Annotated in this window: 23 protein-coding genes; 8 read left to right on the plus strand and 15 right to left on the minus strand. The window is 50.0% G+C overall.

What is annotated here, in order from left to right:
* Nucleotides 1–115: 115 nt before the first annotated feature.
* Complete coding sequence (locus tag EDC32_RS10610; RefSeq protein WP_132222115.1) at nt 116–1,054, plus strand: TolB family protein; 939 nt, start codon at nt 116–118, stop codon at nt 1,052–1,054.
* Nucleotides 1,055–1,188: 134 nt separating this feature from the next.
* Here EDC32_RS10610 and EDC32_RS10615 read toward each other — a convergent pair whose 3' ends face one another.
* Nucleotides 1,189–2,196 (minus strand): hypothetical protein, encoded by a 1,008-nt coding sequence (locus EDC32_RS10615; RefSeq protein WP_132222117.1) that lies wholly within the window; start codon nt 2,194–2,196, stop codon nt 1,189–1,191.
* Between the two features lie 350 nt (nt 2,197–2,546).
* On the minus strand, nt 2,547–3,155 hold the full coding sequence (locus EDC32_RS10620) for a trimeric intracellular cation channel family protein (RefSeq protein WP_132222969.1): 609 nt from the start codon (nt 3,153–3,155) through the stop codon (nt 2,547–2,549).
* Between the two features lie 329 nt (nt 3,156–3,484).
* Between EDC32_RS10620 and EDC32_RS10625 the strand changes: the two genes are divergently transcribed.
* Complete coding sequence (locus EDC32_RS10625; protein ID WP_132222119.1) at nt 3,485–4,048, plus strand: YkoP family protein; 564 nt, start codon at nt 3,485–3,487, stop codon at nt 4,046–4,048.
* Nucleotides 4,049–4,160: 112 nt separating this feature from the next.
* On the opposite strand, the gene EDC32_RS10630 is transcribed toward EDC32_RS10625, so the two are convergent.
* The 3 genes from EDC32_RS10630 to EDC32_RS10635 form a co-directional block, all read right to left on the minus strand.
* The gene (locus EDC32_RS10630) at nt 4,161–4,355 is read right to left on the minus strand and encodes a hypothetical protein (protein WP_132222121.1); all 195 of its coding nucleotides are present in this window, start codon (nt 4,353–4,355) and stop codon (nt 4,161–4,163) included.
* 655 nt (nt 4,356–5,010) lie between these two features.
* Complete coding sequence (locus tag EDC32_RS16765) at nt 5,011–5,136, minus strand: hypothetical protein (RefSeq protein ID WP_259435595.1); 126 nt, start codon at nt 5,134–5,136, stop codon at nt 5,011–5,013.
* Nucleotides 5,137–5,172: 36 nt separating this feature from the next.
* Nucleotides 5,173–5,358: a hypothetical protein gene (locus tag EDC32_RS10635; protein WP_132222123.1), complete on the minus strand. Its 186-nt coding sequence runs from the start codon at nt 5,356–5,358 to the stop codon at nt 5,173–5,175.
* Between the two features lie 168 nt (nt 5,359–5,526).
* Between EDC32_RS10635 and EDC32_RS10640 the strand changes: the two genes are divergently transcribed.
* The 4 genes from EDC32_RS10640 to treR all read left to right on the plus strand — a co-directional run bounded on the left by EDC32_RS10640 (nt 5,527) and on the right by treR (nt 10,509).
* Complete coding sequence (locus tag EDC32_RS10640; protein WP_132222125.1) at nt 5,527–5,994, plus strand: MarR family winged helix-turn-helix transcriptional regulator; 468 nt, start codon at nt 5,527–5,529, stop codon at nt 5,992–5,994.
* A gap of 518 nt (nt 5,995–6,512) precedes the next feature.
* Nucleotides 6,513–8,099 (plus strand): PTS transporter subunit EIIC, encoded by a 1,587-nt coding sequence (locus EDC32_RS10645; RefSeq protein ID WP_132222127.1) that lies wholly within the window; start codon nt 6,513–6,515, stop codon nt 8,097–8,099.
* Nucleotides 8,100–8,112: 13 nt separating this feature from the next.
* Complete coding sequence (gene treC, locus EDC32_RS10650) at nt 8,113–9,786, plus strand: alpha,alpha-phosphotrehalase (RefSeq protein ID WP_132222129.1); 1,674 nt, start codon at nt 8,113–8,115, stop codon at nt 9,784–9,786.
* A 12-nt stretch (nt 9,787–9,798) separates the two neighbouring features.
* Nucleotides 9,799–10,509, plus strand: coding sequence for a trehalose operon repressor (treR, locus tag EDC32_RS10655; RefSeq protein ID WP_132222131.1), 711 nt, complete (start codon nt 9,799–9,801; stop codon nt 10,507–10,509).
* 109 nt (nt 10,510–10,618) lie between these two features.
* Here the strand turns inward: treR and hemY are convergent, their stop codons facing one another.
* The 3 genes from hemY to hemE are packed head-to-tail and all read right to left on the minus strand — an operon-like array spanning nt 10,619 to nt 14,061.
* Nucleotides 10,619–12,064 carry a protoporphyrinogen oxidase gene (gene hemY, locus EDC32_RS10660; RefSeq protein WP_132222132.1) on the minus strand — a complete coding sequence of 482 codons (1,446 nt, stop codon included), beginning with the start codon at nt 12,062–12,064 and terminating at the stop codon, nt 10,619–10,621.
* Nucleotides 12,065–12,070: 6 nt separating this feature from the next.
* Nucleotides 12,071–13,012 carry a ferrochelatase gene (hemH, locus tag EDC32_RS10665; protein WP_132222134.1) on the minus strand — a complete coding sequence of 314 codons (942 nt, stop codon included), beginning with the start codon at nt 13,010–13,012 and terminating at the stop codon, nt 12,071–12,073.
* Nucleotides 13,009–14,061, minus strand: coding sequence for a uroporphyrinogen decarboxylase (hemE, locus tag EDC32_RS10670; RefSeq protein ID WP_132222136.1), 1,053 nt, complete (start codon nt 14,059–14,061; stop codon nt 13,009–13,011). Before hemE ends, hemH begins: the two co-directional genes overlap by 4 nt.
* A 476-nt stretch (nt 14,062–14,537) precedes the next feature.
* Between hemE and EDC32_RS10675 the strand changes: the two genes are divergently transcribed.
* Nucleotides 14,538–15,242 (plus strand): creatininase family protein, encoded by a 705-nt coding sequence (locus tag EDC32_RS10675; RefSeq protein ID WP_132222138.1) that lies wholly within the window; start codon nt 14,538–14,540, stop codon nt 15,240–15,242.
* A gap of 87 nt (nt 15,243–15,329) precedes the next feature.
* Here EDC32_RS10675 and EDC32_RS10680 read toward each other — a convergent pair whose 3' ends face one another.
* The 7 genes from EDC32_RS10680 to EDC32_RS10705 all read right to left on the minus strand — a co-directional run bounded on the left by EDC32_RS10680 (nt 15,330) and on the right by EDC32_RS10705 (nt 21,405).
* Nucleotides 15,330–16,688 carry an amino acid permease gene (locus tag EDC32_RS10680; protein ID WP_132222140.1) on the minus strand — a complete coding sequence of 453 codons (1,359 nt, stop codon included), beginning with the start codon at nt 16,686–16,688 and terminating at the stop codon, nt 15,330–15,332.
* A 116-nt stretch (nt 16,689–16,804) separates the two neighbouring features.
* The gene (locus tag EDC32_RS10685) at nt 16,805–17,494 is read right to left on the minus strand and encodes a protein kinase domain-containing protein (RefSeq protein WP_158283335.1); all 690 of its coding nucleotides are present in this window, start codon (nt 17,492–17,494) and stop codon (nt 16,805–16,807) included.
* Nucleotides 17,495–17,656: 162 nt separating this feature from the next.
* On the minus strand, nt 17,657–18,523 hold the full coding sequence (locus tag EDC32_RS10690; protein ID WP_132222144.1) for a patatin-like phospholipase family protein: 867 nt from the start codon (nt 18,521–18,523) through the stop codon (nt 17,657–17,659).
* A gap of 136 nt (nt 18,524–18,659) precedes the next feature.
* Nucleotides 18,660–18,815, minus strand: coding sequence for a hypothetical protein (locus EDC32_RS16380; protein WP_158283336.1), 156 nt, complete (start codon nt 18,813–18,815; stop codon nt 18,660–18,662).
* Between the two features lie 180 nt (nt 18,816–18,995).
* Entirely contained in the window at nt 18,996–19,424 is a 429-nt protein-coding gene (locus EDC32_RS10695) for a DUF2243 domain-containing protein (protein ID WP_132222146.1), read from the minus strand.
* A 113-nt stretch (nt 19,425–19,537) separates the two neighbouring features.
* On the minus strand, nt 19,538–20,461 hold the full coding sequence (locus EDC32_RS10700) for a pseudouridine-5'-phosphate glycosidase (protein WP_132222148.1): 924 nt from the start codon (nt 20,459–20,461) through the stop codon (nt 19,538–19,540).
* Nucleotides 20,458–21,405 (minus strand): carbohydrate kinase family protein, encoded by a 948-nt coding sequence (locus EDC32_RS10705; RefSeq protein ID WP_158283337.1) that lies wholly within the window; start codon nt 21,403–21,405, stop codon nt 20,458–20,460. The genes EDC32_RS10700 and EDC32_RS10705 overlap by 4 nt, the downstream gene beginning before the upstream one ends.
* A 372-nt stretch (nt 21,406–21,777) precedes the next feature.
* Between EDC32_RS10705 and EDC32_RS16385 the strand changes: the two genes are divergently transcribed.
* The gene (locus tag EDC32_RS16385) at nt 21,778–21,927 is read left to right on the plus strand and encodes a hypothetical protein (protein ID WP_158283338.1); all 150 of its coding nucleotides are present in this window, start codon (nt 21,778–21,780) and stop codon (nt 21,925–21,927) included.
* The last annotated feature ends 11 nt before the right edge of the window (nt 21,928–21,938 follow it).

Here is a 21,938-nt window from a genome sequence, read left to right on the forward strand (position 1 = left end):
ACATGGTAAATCCCCCCTATGAAAAATATATGTCTATTTCAATAGAAAATAGTTGATTTCAGTCAAATCAGATATAATAGAATCTATAACCATCTCACTGAAAGGAGGAATCCTCATGAAAAAAACGCTCGGCTTGATTAGCGCGGCACTTGTCACCGCGTCCTTGCTTGTTCCCGCCCATGCTGCCCAAACCACCAAATCCATCTATTTCAACGGCGGCCCGCTCAACAGCCAAACCATATACCGGTATGACCCTGATTCACTCTCCATGCGGAAAGTGACGTCGGGAACTTTCGCCGACTTGTCCCCTGACGGAACCAAATTGGCATTTGTCAAAAACGACAGCTTGCACATCGCTGATGCCGACGGCAAAAACCAAGTGCGTCTGACTAACAGCTATTTTCCTAATTATGACACATCTCCGCGCTGGTCCCCGGACGGCAAGAAAATCGTGTTTGCCAAAAGCGATGGCAACCTGTATCTCGTGGACGTAGCCAGCAAAAAAGTCAAAGCTCTCACCCACGTCACTGAAGGAGTGCGCCATGCTGAACCCGATTGGTCCCCGGACGGTACCAAGATCGTCTTCCATTCTTCTGACCAGTCCGGTTTCACCCATATCTATTCCATGCATGCCGATGGTAGCAATTTGAAGCAACTGACCGGATTGGGAGGCAGCGAAACTTCGGAATACAGTCCTCATTTCTCTCCAGACGGTCGCAAAATTTTGTATGGTTCAACCAAAGCAGGGCAATCGGACGCATATGTGATGAATGCGGACGGCAGCCAACCCAAAAACATTACCGTAGACAACAACAAGGCGGTAACCAGTGCAATTTGGTCTGAAGATGGCCGCAAAATCCTCTATACGGTCAATGAGAAAGAAAAGCGGCAAGACAGTTATTTTTACATGACCACACTTAGCGGCGATAGCAACAAGGTAATGCGGATTCCGATCCCCTTCGCTACACCGTCCGCATGGCAAAGTGTATCAGAATCAACCAAAGCAGATACCCCATCGACATTACAAAAAATCACCGATTTCTTTTTGAACTAATCCCTCTAAGCCCTTGTTCACAAGGGCTTTTTCTTTGGTTTTTCTCTCAAATGAAATAGCCTTGGGTTCTCCCAAGGCATACCAAAAACACATATTATTCTGTCAATTAGATTTAATTTTCGCCACTTTGCACATCAACCATCTGCTTTTACACCATCACCCAATACCGTACCCATATGGAACACGAAGTCAAACAACCCGTCAATGACATCAAACAATCCTCCGTGATCCCGACCCTCTTTGGAAGGCTTTTTTTGTTCCTTTTGCTGCGGCACTTTTGGTTCCGCTTCTCTGTCGCTCTGATTGTTCTGATTTTCCGGTTTTAGCACAGGCGGCAAATCGATTACCTTCTTATTATCCTCATGAGGTTGGGTAGGATCAGGCGCTTGCGGTTCCGACCCACGGGCAGGAGGCCGTTGTTGAGGACGCTGAATCCGATCTTCATCTTGCACCCTTCGATCATGCGGATTAACAACAGGGCTATCGGATTGCGCGCCACGATTGGCCACAGCCAAACTGGACACTTGTTTATCCGCGGGTGGCGCAGGCAATTCACTTGCCGGATTTGTGTATGCGGGATTTTGTTTCCATTTCCAGCTGATCCATTTCCCTTTGGACAAGGAATCGTCTCCCGTAACAAAGAAATGCCGTGTGTCTTGCTCATCCTTTGGCTTCACCGGTGCAGAGTCCGCTCCGACCGTATGAACGGCATACACGCCAACACCAATCAACAACAAACATCCAGCAACGAGCCCGACCACTTTCCATGACAATAAAGGTCTTGCATTCCTTTGGGGAGAAACCCGCCGATACGTTTCAGGCGGGAGGGTTACCACAGAGCCTGTTACGCGGCTTTCTCTCTGCCCTTTTTTTGATACGGTCGAAATCTTTTCTTTTTCGTGAACTGGTTTCGACAAGCGTTGGCTCTCCACCGTTTCTACAGTCCCCGTTTTCCCCGACACCCTTTTCACTAGCGTATCATCATGATGTCGCTCCGCTTTCGCTTCTTTGGCCATCGTTTCCGTGATGCGCCTCACCACGGTGCGAATCTGAATGGTGGAACCGCCCGAAGGGTTGTTTGAAGCTTTGACTTCAGGCGATGATTGGTTGCTCTCCGACTCCATGGCTTTGTTCTTAATCACTTTCACCACTCTCCTTATAAACTGGGTTCTTCGATTAAGAAGGGAAAACTTCACATTATGTATCGCCAAGACTCTATCAACATAGAAGCATTCCTTGTTTCACGTTTGCTCCACCTTTGCATCTCGTCGCCTCCAATTGACGATTTCCGTCACCCCCTTTCATATACTTACAATTTTTTACATGAATTCTTCCAATCACATACTCAGAATAATTACACATAACCATTTGAAATTCCTACCAAATCAACCGATCTTTTTCTTCGGCTTGGACAAGCCCTTATAAAAAGAGACGGGATAGCGGACAAAACCCCGATAAAACAAAAAATGAGTCAGTTGGCACATCCGACCAACTAACCCATTTTTCTTTGGACAATTCGGGGCAAGTGCCACCCGTAAATGGCTGAAACCATGCGCAAGGCAACCACTAACACGCACAACGCCAACAATTGCCAACCATCTTCCAACCAATGAAGACCAATGACGACCCCGGTAATAACAGACCATAACGCGTAGATCTCTTTTTGTAACACGAGCGGTTTTCTACCAGCCAGCAAATCGCGGATCATGCCTCCGCCAATCCCAGTCATCACCGCAGCGAAAATCACCGCGACCAACGGCAATCCTTTATCCGAAGCATACAAAGCTCCTTGGACTGAAAAAGCGGCCAACCCGATCGCGTCAAAGAAATTAAGCCATTTTTTGCAGTATTGAAACCACTTTGCGGGACAAAACAATACCAGCGTGATAGCAATCAACGCCACATAGATCATCAATTCTTGCTTCCACAGCACATCCGTCGGCAAACCAATCAATGCATTGCGGATGACGCCACCCCCAAATGCAGTAACCAGACCTAAGACATATGCACCAAATAGGTCATACTTTTCTTCCATTGCGATGATGGCACCACTGATCGCAAAAGCGGAAATGCCTACCACGTTTAAAATCTCCCATGACACTGACAAGATGGATCCTCCTTCCCATTCCAACAAACCTCACTCATTATAGCTTGGCTGTGGGAAAGTGGGAATAGGGAATCATTATATTTCTGCAAAAAAAACGCTCAATACTGATTAAGACTGGAAAAGGTTATCCCGTTTAAAAATATTTGCACCCGCCGTGGGTTAAAATAGGTGAAGATTGTGTTTCAACCAACCCATTATTTTAACCTGCTGTATGCCAGCGGGAAAAACGTTTGCTCAATAAAAGCCTTGTTTTATGGGCCCTTCATTATATCTCATCCAGAAGATGGTTAAAATCTTTCTCACTTTCGAAAACAGGTGATCCCATGCTCCATCGACTCCTCCTTGCTTTATGGATGATCTGGGACCGTGTGTATTATTTGGCTTCCCGACTCCATTATGTAGACAAAAGGAAACGTAATATCTTTCGTGTCGTTATCAAACGCTACCGGGGCGAGGAAATCACCACATCAGACGGATATACACTCAAAGCCGGAGATTGGTACGTCCAACTGCACTTTCACAACGCCTACCTTGCCCAACTGCTCAGGCAATCGCCGCGTCACCCGATGAGCTGGGCCGCTATTCTGACCAAAAACGTCCGTGCATCCCTCCCTCAATTAACTCGATACATCAACCAGCACCCCAAAGCCGCCCAGATCCAAGTGGTGTTGGGAACCACATTCCTCTATCGCGGAGCCCATCGGTTGGGATTTGAAGTGGCCGACATTCAGCATCTGATTCATCGCCTCTTCAAAGCGGTGAGCGCACGCGTTGTTTTTTTGCTGAGCCACCCCTACGGTTGCTCGGAGCTGTTCAAAAGAAACGCCAAACTTGTCCCCAAACGCGTGTACATCTCCAAAGAAAAACTTAATCGCTTTCACTTGTGACAAGCCCCCTCGTCGCGCAGGAGGGCTTTTTTAATTCATCATCCCGTTGTTCCACGATGATTTTCTCAGCCTGATTGCGGACAGCATTTGAAACAGCTTCTGCGATTTGCTCTCAAACGCTATAGGTGCGGTTCCCCGGATCCATCTTAAAGTAAAAGTCATCTCGATGAGCCAGTCGGCTTTCGTAAACTCTCTTTATATTTGCAGCAGTGAGGTGTGGCAACTTCCGTGGTGACGGAATCCATGGGAAGAAAGCGAAAAAATGCCCCTCATAGATCGCTTCCAACAGCATACGAAACACTTCCAATACTAATGCATCCCTTAAGCGTCAGGGGGATGATGACCCGCTCGGGCTGTCATTCAAGCAGTCTAGCCTTCATCCTCGTTCACAGCATTTTGCCTCGCCATTCAGTCGTGGTTTGGTGACAAACCAACTTATGGCTTCTACAGCATGCTGTTATCCCCTTCCGGTTTCCCGTTTAGGTGAGCTGTCGGCGATCGGTTTATCGCGCAAATACACGCTGTTTAAATACAGAAAATTCACACTTATATTGCCGGATGTGCCAACTCCGCAGGAGCCCACCTCATTCGGTAGGCTCCTGCGGTTGTGGTCGATATAGCCCACAAGCATCCCAAGTCGGGTAATGACGTCCCGGTTGGAAGTTGCATCGGTAGCTTTTTTCAGTTGGCTCAAGGAATTTACATGTCTCACACTTATACAAAGTCCAAGTAATCCCATATTTTTTTACCATAGGGTTCTTACTTTTTTCCTCGATTCGATCTAAATCGACTTGACCTTGTTGTTTCTTAATAGCGACCACACTTTCTAATAAAAGAAAATAAGTAAACTACACTCCACTATACCACACTCTTGTTCCCCACATGCATAAAATTTATGCAAATTCAATGCACAAAAAAAAGCTTCTCCCGACGCAATCCTAAGGAGAAGCTTGGTTCACTCATCAATCCTCTACCCAGCGGTATCCGCAATCATCGCACAAATATTCGTCATTTTCCGTTTGTGACACCATCTTTGAACCGCAACGCGGGCATTTCTCGTTGTCTCTGCCCCAAAAATTTCTCTCCATCCCCCTGCCTCCCTTCTTATCCGGCATGATGCAATGTCATTTTATAATATAGAATGAGTTCTTTTCCCTTTTTGCTTGTGATTTTAACCGCTGACTTTCCCAAACAGGGACAACCAGCGGCAAACTGGCTCCGTTAGTAATTAATTTCATTTTATCAAAAGACAAAAAAATCTGTAAATAAGAAACAGAAAATCTCTCTTTGTTTCCTGCGCGTTGTAACAAAAACCCCCCCTTGCCCGATCTTTTTTTCCACCAGTGCCTCCACATCATTGCCAGCCGTCCCTTCTTCCCCTGAATCGGTTAAAATAAAGAGGCGAACGGCCGGCACCCCTTTTTGCCCTTTTGCCATTTATCCCGCCTGCCAAAATCAGACGAAGGAAGTGTTAACGTTTGGATAAAGAAAAACTAGTCACCATGACAGAATCGTTTCGCACAAATCTTTCCACTCTTATCCGCCTGAGCAAAGATCTTCTAGAACGGCAGTTGATGCGCCATGATGTTCCCATCACGGCACGCCAATTTGGCGTATTGGTACAGCTCAGCAAGCAACCGCTCACCGTCAAACGCTTAGGGGAAGTCTTTTCCATCGAGCCTCCCACTCTCATCCCCATCATAGACACATTGGAACGCCACCAATTGGTAAGACGGGTGCCTGACAAACAAGATCGGCGCAAAAAGCATGTCGAAACCACCGACAAAGGCCAGCGATTGATTCAGCACATGCATCAGCATATCGAACAAAATCCCATCGCCATCGCCCTCTCCACCATGGGCGAGGAAAACAGCCAGCAACTCATCAACTTGTTAGCTGAACTGGTCGTCCATCTGCAAGCGGCACACCGGCAAGAGACGGATTAACCCTGTGCCGAAGTTTGGTGCTGAAGGAACCCCCTCCCTGCGACCACTGCACAGGCGTCGCAGGGGGCTTTCACCAATGTATAGAAGGAACAGATCAGCACTGAGTCCGCCGCCTGTTCCTTTACCTTTGTATACCCGTTCAAAGAGGGTATCATGTCACTTAACCGACCCATCGTGCTGTCATCCTTTTTATTTCATATTGACATGCTTGTATATACAGGTCTAAAATGAAATCAACCTGTATATACAGGTTGCAGCTTGGAGGCAACCTCTGAAGGAGCCAAAGCTCCAGAACATGTTGTCACCTTACCAAGCCTATCTATACACCTCCGGCAAACGAGCGATCGTCCAATTATTCAAAACGTTCTCCAGATTCTCGCTGCCGTACCATGGTGTAAGACCCTTTTTCATGCCCCATGCGCCTAAAAGGGCAATCTTAATTAACTCGCCTCCTTTTCCAATGCGAAAGGATGCGACAAGCACGTAAAAAATCTTAAACCACAGGAGGCGAATCCTGCATGCAGCGCACACTTTCTTTTGATTTCTTCCAACGGATCGGCCGCGCAATGATGGCTGTCGTGCTTATCCTCCCCCTTGTCTCGATCTTGATGGGACTGGGCGGCGTCATCCTCAATCCCAATGTGCAACAACTTCTCCCCTTCTTGGCAGGCGATGCTTGGCAAGTTGTCGGAGAACTGATGCAACGCGCCGGACAAGCGGTCTTTAACAATTTGCCCGTTCTGTTTGCGATTGCCATCGCTATCACTTGGACCAATCGCGGCATGGCTGGCTTTTCTGCACTTATCGCCTTTTTCATCATGCACACCACCATCGGGGCGTTGATCGATATCACAGGCGTCAAGCTGAATGAACGGATGCTGGGCACCGAATTGGGCATCCCCACCTTGCAAACCGGGGTGTTTGGTGGCATCTTAATCGGGTTTTTGACTGCTTATTTATACAACCGCTTTCATAAGGTGCAACTGCCTGACGCCATCTCCCTTTTCAGCGGTGAACGGTTGGTACCCATCGTTGCTTCTTTCGGCGGAATTGTAACCGCTGTCATTTTGTTCTTCGCTTGGCCGCAAATCAGTCTTGGGGTGTTGGCAACAGGTGACTTCATCGCCAACCACACCAATCCGTTGGTCGTCGGTCTGTACGGGGGGCTGGAAAAACTCTTGATTCCATTTGGGCTCCACCACATTTACAACACTCCCTTGCTGTTCACGGACATCGGCGGCGCTTACACCACCTTGGACGGCGCCCGCGTCGTTGGGGATCAAAACGTGTACATCGCTCAAGTGATCGACAAATTGAAAGATGGTAGCATTCCTATCACCGGCGGTACTTATATTGCTGGTAAATTCATTCCCGTCATGTTTGGTTTGCCTGCAGCAGCCTTGGCCATGTACCATGTCTCCAAGACAGAGAAAAAAGGCAAAGCCAAGTCACTTTTGGTTGCGGCTGCCATCACCGCTCTGTTGACCGGCATCACCGAACCGCTGGAATTTACCTTCCTGTTTGTCGCACCCGTCCTGTATGCCGCACACACCGTATTGACTGCGCTGGCGTTCGGCCTCATGAATGCGCTTGGCATGCACGCTGGCTTTGCGGGCGGTTCTGGTCTGATCGACTTTATCCTGTTCAACAGCCTGCCAAATCACTCTAACGCTTGGCTGGTCACCATCGGGCTGGGTCTCGTGTTTGCAGTCATTTATTACTTTGTGTTCAAATGGCTCATTCTGAAGTGGGACTTGAAAACGCCCGGTCGGGAAGATGACGGGGAAGAAACCAAGCTGTACACTAAAGAGGACTATCGTGCCAAACAACAGACGGCATCTTATATTGAACAACCCAACGCCGAGGCTGAAAGCTCACGCGCTTCCCAGATTCTCGCCGCTTTGGGTGGACAAGAGAATATCCGTCAATTAGATGCCTGCATCACCCGGTTGCGCGTCGGTGTCCACGATCTCTCCAAAGTGGACGAGGAAGCGTTGAAACGGTTGGGCGCATCGGGTGTGCTGAAGGTGAACGATGGCATTCAAGCCGTCTTCGGTACGAAATCTTCCATCATCAAAGCAGAAATCGAAGAAATCATGCAATGAAACAGGTGATATCATGAACGAATGGTGGCGTAAAGCCGTTGTCTACCAAATTTACCCCCGCAGTTTCAAAGACTCCACTGGCGATGGTGTGGGCGACCTGCGTGGCGTCATGGAAAAGCTAGATTATCTGAAAAACCTTGGCGTCGATGTGATATGGTTGAATCCTATTTACCGCTCGCCTTTGCGGGACAACGGCTACGACATCAGCGATTATTATCAGATCCATGAGGATCTGGGAACCATGGATGATTTTGAAGCATTGTTGGCAGAGGCTCACGCCCGCGATATGAAAATCATCTTGGACATGGTAGTTAACCACACTTCCACTGCACATCCATGGTTCCAAGAGGCTCGTGCTTCATTGGACAACCCTTACCGGGACTTCTACATCTGGCGCGACCAACCCAACAATTGGCAATCCAAATTTGGGGGCTCCGCTTGGGAGCTTGACCATGCAACTGGGCAATATTATTTGCACCTGTTTGATGTGACGCAGGCTGACCTCAATTGGGAAAACCCGGAGTTGCGCCGCCGCATCCACAAAATGATGAAATGGTGGTTGGACAAAGGCGTGGACGGCTTTCGGCTTGACGTCATCAACCTGTTGTCCAAAGATCAACGTTTCCCGGATGACGACGGCTCTGTCCCCCCAGGTGATGGGCGCCGCTTTTACACTGATGGGCCCCGGATTCACGAGTATCTCGCGGAGATGAACCGGGAAGTGTTTACCCACTACGACATGATGACTGTGGGGGAAATGTCTTCCACATCCATCCCCCATTGCATCCGTTATACCCATCCGGACAACGGCGAACTAAATATGACTTTCAACTTCCATCACTTGAAAGTAGATTATCCGGGTGGTGAGAAATGGGCGGTTGGTGAGATGGACTTTCTCGCTTTGAAGCGGATTTTAGCGGATTGGCAAACGAGCATGGCCAAAGGCGGCGGTTGGAACGCCCTGTTCTGGTGTAACCATGATCAACCGCGTATCGTCTCTCGTTATGGCGATGATCAAACCCATCGTGTAACCTCAGCCAAAATGTTGGCTACCGCACTCCATCTGATGCAAGGTACCCCCTTCATCTACCAGGGGGAGGAATTGGGAATGACGAATCCTGATTTCACTTCTTTCACAGATTATCGCGATGTGGAAACACACAACATGGTTTCCATTCTGCGGGAGCGGGGCTATTCCGAAGCGGAAGTGTTAAAAATCATTCGCCAGAAATCACGAGACAATTCCCGCACGCCCATGCAATGGAACGCGACGGAACATGCTGGTTTCACGACAGGGACACCATGGATCAAGGTCGCCCCCAACTACCAGGAAATCAATGCCGAACAGGCGCTTGCAGACCCCGATTCGATCTTTTATCATTACAAGAAATTGATTCGTTTGCGCAAAGAATTGGACATTGTCACCACCGGCACATATGAATGCGTCGACATCGACCATCCTGAAGTCTACGCGTACTTGCGCCATGGTGATAATGAAAAGCTGTTCGTGGTCAATCTGTTCGGCGGGCGAGCCCATTCTTACACCGTGCCGGAGAAGGTGCTCGCTTCTGTCCAAGGATGGAAGAGAGAAATTCTGCTCTCCAACTATCCAGATTCCGCCGCCTTTGGTGAACAATTGCCTTTGCGACCATATGAATCAATTGTTTATCGACTCACTGCCAATTGAGAGGAAGAGCCTGTGTTGGATAACATTTATCTTTCAATCTATCATGATTTGGTCAATCAAATCGAACAGGGCTCCTTGCCGCCCGACAGCAAACTCCCGTCAGAAAACGAGTTGGCCGTGCAGTACAGCACCTCGCGGGAAACGGTGCGCAAGGCCCTACACCTCCTCTCGCAACATGGATATATCCATAAAATCAAAGGCAAAGGCTCTTTTGTCCTACATGTCAACAAATTTAATTTCCCCGTTTCCGGACTGGTCAGCTTTAAAGAACTGACTAAACGGATGCGGAAAAAAGCAACAACCAAAGTGATTTCACTCAAACGGGGCAGGCCGTCCCCTTATATCGCCACGCAATTAAACATTTCTCGCACCGAAGAGGTCTGGGAAGTGATTCGGGTGCGCGAGATCGATGGGGAGAAAATCATCCTCGACAAAGACTATTTTCGAAGCTTTATCCCACCGCTTACCGTGGAGATTTGCGAAGACTCCATCTATGAATACCTGGATCAAACGCTGACGGTGGGCATCAGCTTCGCCAAAAAATTTATCACCATTGAGAGCATTACAGAAGAAGACCAAGCCTGGCTCGATCACAAGGAATACCCCATGATCGCCGTCGTGCGCAACTATGTGCACTTGGAGGATAACACCTTGTTCCAGTATTCCGAATCCCGCCACCGCCCCGACAAATTTCGCTTTGTCGACTTTGCGCGGCGGGCATAAAGAACCCCCGTATCCCAAAACAATTGGGATGCGGGGGTTTTTTGATCCGCTTAAAGAGGAGGCTTTCTTTCGGCAAAGCCAGCGCAAAGCAAAAGCTTTCCCTGCCGATCTAATATAGCGAAATAAATGTCTGACAGTCAGTCGCTTCCGATGGGACGATACCATCGACGAGCTCAGCTACAACCTCTTTTCCTTGCTGAATGCAATCCGGCAAGCCGACGCCTCTGTAGAAAGAACCAGACAGCAAGACATTGGGCAACACTTCTCGCACTTGGCTCATGGTGCGCTCCACCCAATACGGGTGTCCCACTTCATACGGGGGCCGGGACGCCGTAAAGCGGTGGACAAATGTAAACTCCGGTTCCCCGCTGATATCCATCGCCCGAATCCGACGCAAATCAGCAAGCACCGTTTGGATGATTTCCTCATCGGAGCGCTGGACGATCTCGTCGGTTTGGGGCCGGCCGACAAAACAGCGGAGCAAGGCTTTCCCTTCCGGCGTGGTATGGGGCCATTTTTGGTGAAGCCAAGTGCAGGCCGTAATGGACAAGTCCGCCTGACGGGGCACGATAAAGCCGGTGCCTTGAACAGAGACGCGCACTTGTTCTTTGGGAAAAGCGAGCGCAACAGTGGCCACCGAGGTAGGTTCAGACATGTCAATCGGTGGCAAGTCAAGATAAGGGCGCAACAGGCGCCGCGTTACCGGATGTGGTGTAGTGAACACCACGTGGCTGGCCTCGATGGTACCCCCATCGCTCAATGCCAACCGATATCCCTCATCCAGCTTAGTGAAGTGGATGATTTCCGTGTTCTTTCGCACACAAGCAGCCGGCAGGGAGGCCTCAATTCGTTCGACAAGCGTACCAAGCCCGCTCCGGAGCGTTTGAAACATGCCCTTTTTTCTTTTGGAGGTGCGGGGCGGACGGGTGTTGCGCATCGCTTTAATCAGGCTCCCGTGCTCCATCAGGAGCCGATGATACTGCGGAAAAGTAGCCAACAAACTGAGATGGTCGATCGGATTTCCGTACACGCCGGAGATCAAAGGTTCAATTACCCGGTCCACCATCTCATCACCGAAACGCCGGCGGAAAAAGTCGCCGACAGACAGGTCACCGGCCATCTCTTCCGGGGGCAGAAGCAAATCTTCCAAGGCCCGCGCCTTGCCTGACACGGACAATAAGCCCGATTGCAGAAATGGCTCGATCTTCGTTGGCATCCCCATGACAGATCCTTCAGGAATGGGGTGCAAATCGCGTTCATGATAGATAAAAGCCTGTCCCGTTTCATTGTTGACCAATTCGTCTTCCAATCCTAGATCCATGACCAGCTGGGTGGCGTGGCGTTTCCGCTCCAAAAAGGAGTCCGGGCCTTTTTCGATGACATAGCCGTCACGCCTTAAGGTGTCAATTTTCCCACCTAATCGGGAACTAGACTCAATCAGCGTAAATTTCATTGGCAGCCGCTTAGCTTCTATTTCCCGATGCAAGTAATAAGCAACGGTTAAGCCGGTGATGCCGCCCCCCACGATGGCGACATGATGCTTTGGTCGACTCATGGCTTCTCAGATGGCTCCTTTGCGAATGAGTTCCTTGCTCAAAATTCCGCTCAAACAAGCGATGAATTCCGGTCGGGCGTTAGGCATCGGCGGCCGGTAATAGTTCGCTCCCAACTCGTCAGTCACCGCTTTGCACTCAATGTCATTGTCATACAACACTTCAAGGTGCTCGGCCACAAATCCGATAGGACAATAGATGAAGGAAGTAAAGCCTTCCTTGTCGTGCAACTCGCGTGTCAAATCCTGCACATCAGGGCCCAGCCAAGGCTCTGGTGTACGTCCCGCGCTTTGCCACCCCATCCGGTAGTGAGGGATGTCCACCCGCTCAGCGATCAATTTCGCCGTTTCCTGCAATTGGCGGGGATATGGATCACCCAGGGCCAAGATTTTCTCCGGCAAACTATGTGCCGAAAAAATCACCACAGAACGTTCTTTTTCTTCTGCCGGCATCGAAGCGAACAGCTCCCGCAACTGATCTGCCCAGTACTCCACGTATGCGGGATCATCATGCCAACTGTCAATGCTATGAAGCTTGATTCCAAGCGCTTCTGCCTTGTCTGCGGCCCGACTGTTGTAGCTTTTCACACTGTAGGTGGAATAATGCGGCGCCAACACCAAGCTGATGGCTTCTTCAATCCCGTCGTGGGCCATCTGCTCCACCGCCTCTTCAATAAACGGAGAAATGTGTTTCAGACCCAGATAACCGTGAAACTCCACTTCCGGAAAACGCTGGTTTAGATCAGCGACGACTTTCTCCACTTGCGCTTCAGTGATTTTGGCGAATTGATTGATCTCGCCAACCGCTTCATACCGCTCAGTCAGTTCATCCAACAAGGCTTGAGGTGGCTTTTTTCCCCTGCGGATATGCGTATAGTACGGTTCAATCTCCGACTTGCTCCGCGGTGTGCCATAAGCCATCAGGAGCACTCCGATTTTTTTCCGTTTCACACGATCATCTCCCCGTTTTTGCGTGAATAGCTGTGCACCAATGCCGTCAATTTCTGCATCGTTTCCACACTGCATTGCGGGAAGATGCCATGCCCCAGGTTAAAGATGTAACCGGGCTGTTCCGTGCCTTCGTCCAACACTTGTTTGGCCTTTTTCTCCAGTGTCTCCCATGGAGCCAAAAGCAAGGCCGGCTCCAGATTCCCTTGCAGTGCCTTGTCCACTCCGTATTCGGTTCGCGCCTGAGTGATGGTGACGCGCCAGTCCAAGCCAAGCACATCTACCGGCAACTCATTAAACACTCGCAACAAATGACCGGTGCCCACGCCAAAGTAGATAAGCGGCACGCCAGTATCTTTGAGGCTGGAGAATATCCGGTGCATCGTCGGGAAAATGAATTCGCGGTAGTCGGCTTCGCTCACAGCCCCGACCCAGGAGTCAAATACCTGAACCGCTTTGGCTCCTGCCGCAATTTGCGCACGCAGGTATGTGATGGTCATATCGGCCAACTTCTCCATCAGCAACGCCCATGTCTCTGGCGCGGTGAACATCATCGCTTTCGTTTTGTAATAGTTCTTTGATGGGCCGCCTTCAATCATGTAACTGGCCAGGGTAAACGGCGCTCCCGCAAATCCGATCAGGGGGACGTTAAGCTCATTGGCCAGGATTTTCACAGCATCCGTGATAAAAGGAATGTCTGAAACCGGATCCAATTCTCCCAAGCGGCGAACGTCGGCTGTGTTGCGAATCGGATTGGCAATGACCGGACCGATACCGGATCGGATCTCAACATCAACACCAATCGGTTTCAACGGGGTGACAATGTCAGCAAACAAAATGGCTGCATCCACGCCCAATTGATCAACGGGCAACTTCGTTACTTCCGCGCACACTTCAGGTATGTAATTCATTTCAAAAAAGCTGTATTTCTCCCTGATTTTCCGATACTCCGGCTGATAACGCCCCGCCTGCCTCATATACCAGACCGGAACATACGGGGTCGGTTCCTTGCGGCAAGCCCGCAAAAACGTATCATTGAATGAAGATTTCATTGGATAAACCTCTTTTCTCTTCTCATCCTTCGTTGGTAAACAGTTTGCCACAGCAGTTCCAATGGTAAAACCAGATCTTGTCATAAAAGGGGTTTATTTTACAGTTACGCCCAGTCACATGTGATAAATTTCACATAACATACTCCAAATGCTTTGTTTGTGCATACGAAACCCTGATGCACAACAAGTACTCTGCACAGACAAGAGTCCGGCCAGCCCTCCCGTGAAGTTGAGGAATGTGATTGGAATGCCGTTTCAATGCGGCTTATGACACATTATTACTAAACATGCGTTTAAATCAAATGTATAGTTCCTGATAGGAGATGTCAATATCTCAATTCCGTGACAAATTCTCTTCCTATACGGCAACAGGCAACGATGGCAGGACGAAAGAAAAGGCTTACACCTACAGCCACCTGCTTTTCCCGAGTGTGATACAATGCAAGTACAAATCTTGTGAGAGCGCAGGTGATCATATGAATCCGTTCCCTTCTTGGGATGAATGTGTCAATATGGAGCTGGCTTTTTTTCCAATCGGTTCCACAGAACAGCACGGCACCCATCTACCGATTCACACCGATACGATTATCGCCGCCATCGTTGCACAACGGTTGGCGGAACGGTTCGCCCCCGCTTATGTGGTACCAGCCCTCCCTTATTCAGCCTCATTTGAACACAGCGGGTTTCCCGGCTCGGTTTCCCTGCGGGTGACCACCATCACCGCGATTGTGCAGGATGTCATTCACTCACTGGAACAGTCCGGTATCCCGCGCTGCGTGATAGTCAATGGACACGGCGGCAATGCCCTCCTCCACAATATCGCGCAGGAATTGAATGCGCACGGTCATCGGGTCATGCTAGCCCCCACGCGCTTACATTGGGAGCGCTCTTACCAACAGGCAGGCATCTCTGTCAGCCTGAGCCAAGACATGCACGCTGGCGAGGCAGAAACATCCCTACTTATGCACTTGTTTGCCGACGGCGTGGTCAAAACGGACAAATTGATCGACGTGGATAGGCCTCGGCGACCGTTATTAGAAGTAGTAGGGATGAAGGCGTTTACCCCAACGGGAACAATCGGATTCCCTTCCCGGGCCACCTCGACAAAGGGCAAAGCACTTCTGGACGCTTTGGTGCGCGAAATTTCCCATACCGTGGAAGAGTTCATGTCCTTGAGCTGACAAGAAGGCTAGCATCTACATAAGTGCGATGCAGAAGGTTTCAGACACACTCTAGCCAACCCCGAAACATACAAACAAGCGCCTCCTTTAAGAAGGCGCTTGTTCCTGTTTCCTTTTTCTGATGTTCATCAATCCATAGGCTACACTCAACAAAGTCACCCACACCAAACCGGTGATAATCGCGTACATCCACATCTCATCTAACAACATGGTCAGCAAGATGGACACCAGCGCGCCCGCCCCAAACAAAGAGATCAATGACAGCTTGTCTTCCGCCTGCCGCCGGTAGCAAAAATAAGTTACAAAGATGATGAGCCACGTGAAAATGCCACCAAAAATCGAAATACCAAACATCGTGCTGTACGCGGTTGGCGTCAGCATATTGAGTAACACCGCAATTCCCAAACCAAACGAAGAGACGAGCAACGCTTGCAGGGGAACCCCTCGCTTAGTGACCTTCCCCCATGCGCGCGGCGCAAAGCCGCTTTGCGCTAAGGAAAACATCATACGCGAACAAGCGTAAAGATTGGCGTTCATGGTGGACAACGCTGCCGTCAGGATGATGAAATTCATTATCCCCGCCGCATACGGAATCTCCAAAAGGGCGAGCACCTTGACAAACGGACTCTGATCGACCGCATCCCCTCCCACTTGATTCCATGGCACCACTGCCAACATCACCGCCATTGCCAAAACATAGAAGAGAATGAGGCGAATGACCATCCATTTCATCGATTGCTTCAACACTTGTTTGGGATGTTTGGCCTCACCCGCAGTTACGGCCACAATCTCCGTTCCCATGAAACTGAACGTAGCCATCACGATCCCCATCCAGACTCCGGACCATCCATGAGGCATAAAGCCTCCCTGTGCCCGCAAATGGCTCAAGCTCTGTGTCGGGTCGCCCAAAATGAGACTGCCCCCGAGAATGATAAAGCCAATGATCGCCAACACCTTAATAGTGGAAAACCAATATTCGAACAAGCCGAAGCTTTTCACAGACATGGCGTTGACCATGAATATGATAAGTGCAAAGACTACAACCCAAATCCATGTCGGCACGCCAGGAAACCACATCTTCATATAAAGGCCTACGGCGGTAGCTTCCCCGCCGATGGTGATGGCGTTGGCTGCCCAATACGTATATCGAACAAGATAGCCAAACCATGGCCCCAACACCAGCTCAGCGTGAACTCCGAACGAACCTGCGGTGGGGTGAACCATGGACATGTTCGCCAGACAATAAACCATCATCACCACGATCAACGCGGTGCCCAGATAGCTGAGAATCACTGCCGGCCCCGCATAATGAATCGACAAACTCGATCCCATGAACAAACCCGTGCCGATAGCGCTTCCCAACCCGATCATCATCAATTGCCGGCCTGTCAATTCCCGTCTGAGAATATCCTCGTTCCGGCCAGCCTGAACTCTGCTCCCACTCAACTAAACCACCCTATTCTCTCTTTTTCGGCACCTTGGACAACGTGCCGTTAAACAAACATTTTAACTTACAATAATTCCTCACTCAATAAAAAAAGCCCCCTTGTGGGAGCACAAACTTAGGACGAATACCGTTTGCGGCGCCGAATATGCCAGTCGGAGGAAGAGTAATGGCGACGATGTGAGGATGAGTAGCTGTGATGATGTCGGTGACGACGATAGTCGGAAGAAGAATAGTATCGGCGCTTCCGTTTCCAATTCGATGATGAGAAAAATCCAAACAATCCACAGTGATATTTTAGAGCTTCCAAGTCTTCAGCCAATTCCCCTTTGTGAGCGGCGGGGTGATCGGTGTGGAAGAAACGGCCCACATCCACGATTTTGACTTGCCCATCCTGATCGATCATGATGTTATTCAAGTGCAAGTCATCTGCTATGATCCCTTGGCCGTAACACCGTTCAATCGCTGCTTCAATCTGGCTAAACTGCCGCTCGGTCAATTTTTCGCCCGCTTTCAGGGCTTGTCCCAATGTATATCCACTCACCTTGTCCACAATCATAAACTGATCCTCTTTATAGTAGAGCGTGGGAAAAGCGGGATGCTCTTGTAGCTCAGCCAATAACACCGCATCCCCCTTCTCGCTGGGATCGGTCTTGAACACTTTGACCGCATACTGTTCAAATTCATACACCTTGCCGCTCAATCCTTCTCCCAACAAGCGGTGGTGCTGGTCCATGTTCCCTGCCATAATCATTGCGCCGAGATGTTCAACAACGGCTGGATCAATCGATAACGCGTGTCGGTCCATCTTGGGTCCCCTTTCAAGCTTGCGCATTTTATCTCCATGGTACGCTTTCCCTGCCTACTTACGAGAGAAACGCATTGTGATGTGATGTAACAAATCGTTCACGTAATTGCACCAGAAATCAAGTCTCTTCCACTGCCACTTGGCAGCCGTTAGGCCTTTTCTTCACACTGGATCGTCCACTAGGCGCGGTTGCAATATCTGCTTGATCTGGCCCATTTGCCGCAAAGCATGCTCATAACCCAATTGCAGACAGTGAAACGCCTTGTCAAAATCAAACATGCCCACAGCGTTAGCTTCTGGTTGCAACACCAGATCCGCTTGCCCGGTCACATGCTTGATTTGATGGGCCAACCCGATGCTCACTGCCCGCTTCAATACCGATATGCAGGACGGGAAAGGGGTGTCAACCGCTGCGGCCGAGACCATATTGATCGCGATAACCCGCTCTGCTCCCATCGCATGCAAGGCTGAGACCGGACAGTTGTCAATCACGCCTCCATCAATAAACACCCGGTTGCCGTATTCGACTGGCTTAAACAGCAAAGGGATGGAGCAACTGGCCTGGACAGCTACAGCAATGGGAATGTCCGTCACCACTTCTGAATCAGGGCAAGGTGGCCGCATGGTGTGAGAGGTGAAGATCACCTTTTTGCCTGATTTTAAATCGGCTGCCACCAGGGCAACTGGCAATCGCATCTCCCGCATATGCGCGTGATTCGTTTTGTGGGCGATCAATTGGTGAAGCCGTTCCCCTTTAAACAGACCCGGGAGGGAAAAGTCGCCACGCAACAGTTTGAATATAAGCGATTTGTAATCTACGTCGAGCACATCGCGCGTAAAGGCAGGCACGAAGGCTGTCAGTTCATCCACCGACAATCCGTAACCATACAAAGCTGCAACCATCGCCCCCGAACTCGTCCCGGCCAAGGCATGAATTTGGATGCCATGCTCCTCCAACGCTTTCAACACCCCGACATGAGCACAACTGGTGATGCCGCCGCCACTCAACGCTACTCCGACTTTTTCCATTTCACCCGACCTCTCGCATTCCAAATGATAATCTCAGTATCCGCATGCCACAGGTGTGATATTCCTCTTTTTTCCGCCGCTTATCAGTGAAAACCTTTCCATCAAAAAAGCCCCTTTGGGGGCCGATGGTACGCGATTATTCACCTTGTCGCTTCACTTTCGATTCGCCGATTTGACTATGCGCTTCATAAATGGCAGCAGAGACGTTTTGTTGTTTGTCTTCAAATCCAACCTCTTCTGCAAACTCCGTATCTTCTTGTGCCGGCTCATTCTGTTGCTTCTTATTCTCCACAGTAATTTCCTCCTATCATAAAGGCTGATGAGGTTAGCTTACCCCGTCCCAGGCGGAGATTATCCATCTCGTACAATCTATAATCTGTGCATCAATGTAGATGAAACCATAGGGCAACACGGTGGAGAAAACCGATAGGCAACTCAACCTTGGCCGTATTGGATCAGCAGGAGTTGGCTTTTATCTCTCTGCTCCCTTGCGTACCAGCAACCAACCCCAGCCAATCATCACCAGCGCCACTGTGTCAAATAACAAATCGTAGCCAAGCGGGTTGGGCACATACTCATGCACATGATGTACACCCAACAAATGATGGTTGATGATCCCTTCCAGCAAATTAAACAATCCCCCGCCCAGCAAAAAAAATCCCCAAAAGCGCCGTCTTTCCCTTAGCATTATGAGCGGGTCACTTCGTGAAATCAACACCGTGGCTACAAACCACACCAATGTGATGGCCAAATGGAACCAACCATCACTCACTACTTGGTCGGGTTTGGCATGATACATAACCATACTGTGCCACTGCAACAGCTGATGAAAAATGATGCCGTCCAGCATCCCCGTCACACCGACACCAAAAAGAAATGCGCCCCAAAACTGCCTGCGCATGCCATCACCTCCTTACCCCACATTGTGGTCAATTCGTGTCTCCCTTAATCCGACTCCGAAAGTAAACAAGCCCCCTTCCGGCACGATAGGCCTGAAGCGGGCTCTCCTTGCACTTATTCATTGATCAACGCATGATAAGCCACCGCGACCTGTGCGGCGACTCGGGCATTGTGTTTCACCAGCGCGACATTGGCCGCCAAGCTTTCTCCTCCCGACAACGCTTTGATCCGATCCAACAAAAAAGGGGTGATCCGCTTTCCAGTGATTCCTTCCTGCTTCGCTTCCTTGAGTGCTCTGCAAATGATCGCTTCCATCTCATCAAAATCTAAAGCAGCTTCCGACGGCACCGGATTGGCGACCACTAATCCCCCATCCAATCCCAACCTCCATTTGGCGCGCATGATTTGGGCGACATCCTCAGGCGCGTCGACACGGCAATCCACGCCGTATCCACTATCGCGAGCATAAAAGGAAGGAAAGGCGTCTGTTTGATAGCCGATGACCGGAACACCATTTGTTTCCAATACCTCCAACGTTCGCCCAATATCCAAAATCGACTTGACACCGGCGCTGACCACAGCTACCCGGGTGCGCGCCAGTTCGGTCAAATCAGCGGAAATATCCATCGTCTGTTCCCCTTCCCGATGCACTCCGCCGATCCCGCCGGTGGCAAAGACGCGAATGCCGACCGTCGCCGCACAGATCATGGTCGCCGCCACCGTGGTCGCGCCAACCTTTCCCATCGCCAGCACATAGGGAAGGTCGCGGCGGCTCACTTTTTCCACCTGTTTGCGCGTGGCCAAAAACGCCAGTTCTTCGTCATCCAATCCTATTCTCACCTTATGGTTAAAAATAGCGATCGTCGCCGGAACAGCACCTTGCTCGCGTATAATCCGTTCCACTTCCTGGGCCGTGGACAAGTTGTGCGGATAAGGCATGCCATGGGAAATGATGGTGCTTTCCAAAGCGACGACGGGCTTGCCTTCATCCAGTGCCCGTTTTACTTCCGCAGACAGGTGCCACATCTCTTCTTTCATGCGCTCTCCCCTCTTAACTGCTGCTGAATCCGTTCAAAACTCAAATCGCAAGCCACATTATCGACGGTTTGCACCGCGAGTTGCGCCATAGCCAATCCAAATCGAACCGCTTCTGCACCTACTGTCCCCCGCATCCATTGAACCAGTACGCCAGCCACAAAGGCATCCCCGGCCCCAGTCGCATCCACCACTGCGGCAGCCGTCGCAGGCCACCGCAACAATTCCGTCGCCGACGCGCAGATGACCCCCTGTCCGCCCAATGTGAGAAATACCTGCTTTACGCCACTTTCCAGCAAAGAGTTGGCCGCCGTTTCCGCTTCTGCCGGAGAACCAATGGGCTTGCCAGTCAATGCTTCCGCTTCTTCAAGGTTGCAAAAGAGCATCTCTAACCCTTCCAAATGTGCTTTTGCTTTGGGAGCTTTGGCAGCGGAAACCAAATTGACACACACCGGAATCTGTTCTCGCCGACATCGTCCGATCACATACTGAAGCGTCTGTTCAGGAAGATTCGTGTCAAGGAACACCAAAGCGGCCGAAGCGAACAACGGCAAATGCGGCTCAATCCAAGCCACGGTCATTTCTTCATATATCATCGTGTCGGCGAACGAGACGACCAATTCTCCATTGGCATCGATTAGCGCCGTATAAGTCCCCGTCCGGGCTGTAGGACTAATGTCCACATACTGGACATTCACCCCCGCCCGTTTTGTACTCATTATCACCCTTTCGCCGATGCGATCTCGGCCTACACGGGAAAACAAAGAAACGCGCCCTCCCAACCTCGCCACCGCTTCTGCCACATTGCGGGCCACGCCGCCACATGTTTCAATCGTTACCGCCGGATTGGAAGAGCCCAATCTGACGGTGGTTTGACTCATCGCCTTGCGGTCCAAGTGGGCTCCACCGATACACAAAAGCCCGGACCGGACGCTCTTTTGATTCACCAAACCATCTCTCCTCATCTGTTTAGTCAGGAGCTTGAAGCGGGAAACCCAAACACGAACCTAATTATTCTTTATTTTCAGAACCATCCAATTACAGTTTAACAAAACCATGTGCACTGAACCAGCTTTTTAATCCCTCTCGCATGAGGAAGAAATCATCCATCCATATTAAAAAAATGACCAAAGTAAGACCGACGGTGATCATTCAGCAAGTGAATCCTTTTCCTCTGTTCCATCCTCTGTCTGAACCATATGGTGACACCAATGGCTATAAACGTTTTCGTACCTGTTTGGAGCGAATCAACTCCTTACAGTGGGATGGAACTCCTTACTGATAACCGTCGGCATCCATCAAGAAAGAAGGTGAGAATCATGAACCGAGAACCGCGACCAGCATGGGACGCCTCAGACGAAGAGATTCTGTCGATGGGCCACGAAAAGAAACAAGAATCGGCCAACTCGCTTATCTACAATCAATCTTCTTCCGATGAACCAAATTGGGATCTTCTTGTTGAAAGATAATGTCACCCAAA

The sequence above is a fragment of the Laceyella sacchari genome, assembly GCF_004343255.1.
Classification (GTDB): domain Bacteria; phylum Bacillota; class Bacilli; order Thermoactinomycetales; family Thermoactinomycetaceae; genus Laceyella; species Laceyella sacchari.

Coding starts and splice junctions, on each gene's coding strand:
- EDC32_RS10610 (WP_132222115.1), top strand. CDS start 116: ATGAAAAAAACGCTCGGCTTGATTAGCGCGGCACTTGTCACCGCGTCC.
- EDC32_RS10625 (WP_132222119.1), top strand. CDS start 3,485: ATGCTCCATCGACTCCTCCTTGCTTTATGGATGATCTGGGACCGTGTG.
- EDC32_RS16765 (WP_259435595.1), bottom strand. CDS start 5,136: ATGGAGAGAAATTTTTGGGGCAGAGACAACGAGAAATGCCCGCGTTGC.
- EDC32_RS10645 (WP_132222127.1), top strand. CDS start 6,513: ATGCAGCGCACACTTTCTTTTGATTTCTTCCAACGGATCGGCCGCGCA.
- treC (WP_132222129.1), top strand. CDS start 8,113: ATGAACGAATGGTGGCGTAAAGCCGTTGTCTACCAAATTTACCCCCGC.
- hemY (WP_132222132.1), bottom strand. CDS start 12,064: ATGAGTCGACCAAAGCATCATGTCGCCATCGTGGGGGGCGGCATCACC.
- hemE (WP_132222136.1), bottom strand. CDS start 14,061: ATGAAATCTTCATTCAATGATACGTTTTTGCGGGCTTGCCGCAAGGAA.
- EDC32_RS10675 (WP_132222138.1), top strand. CDS start 14,538: ATGAATCCGTTCCCTTCTTGGGATGAATGTGTCAATATGGAGCTGGCT.
- EDC32_RS10685 (WP_158283335.1), bottom strand. CDS start 17,494: ATGGACCGACACGCGTTATCGATTGATCCAGCCGTTGTTGAACATCTC.
- EDC32_RS10690 (WP_132222144.1), bottom strand. CDS start 18,523: ATGGAAAAAGTCGGAGTAGCGTTGAGTGGCGGCGGCATCACCAGTTGT.
- EDC32_RS10695 (WP_132222146.1), bottom strand. CDS start 19,424: ATGCGCAGGCAGTTTTGGGGCGCATTTCTTTTTGGTGTCGGTGTGACG.
- EDC32_RS10700 (WP_132222148.1), bottom strand. CDS start 20,461: ATGAAAGAAGAGATGTGGCACCTGTCTGCGGAAGTAAAACGGGCACTG.
- EDC32_RS16385 (WP_158283338.1), top strand. CDS start 21,778: ATGAACCGAGAACCGCGACCAGCATGGGACGCCTCAGACGAAGAGATT.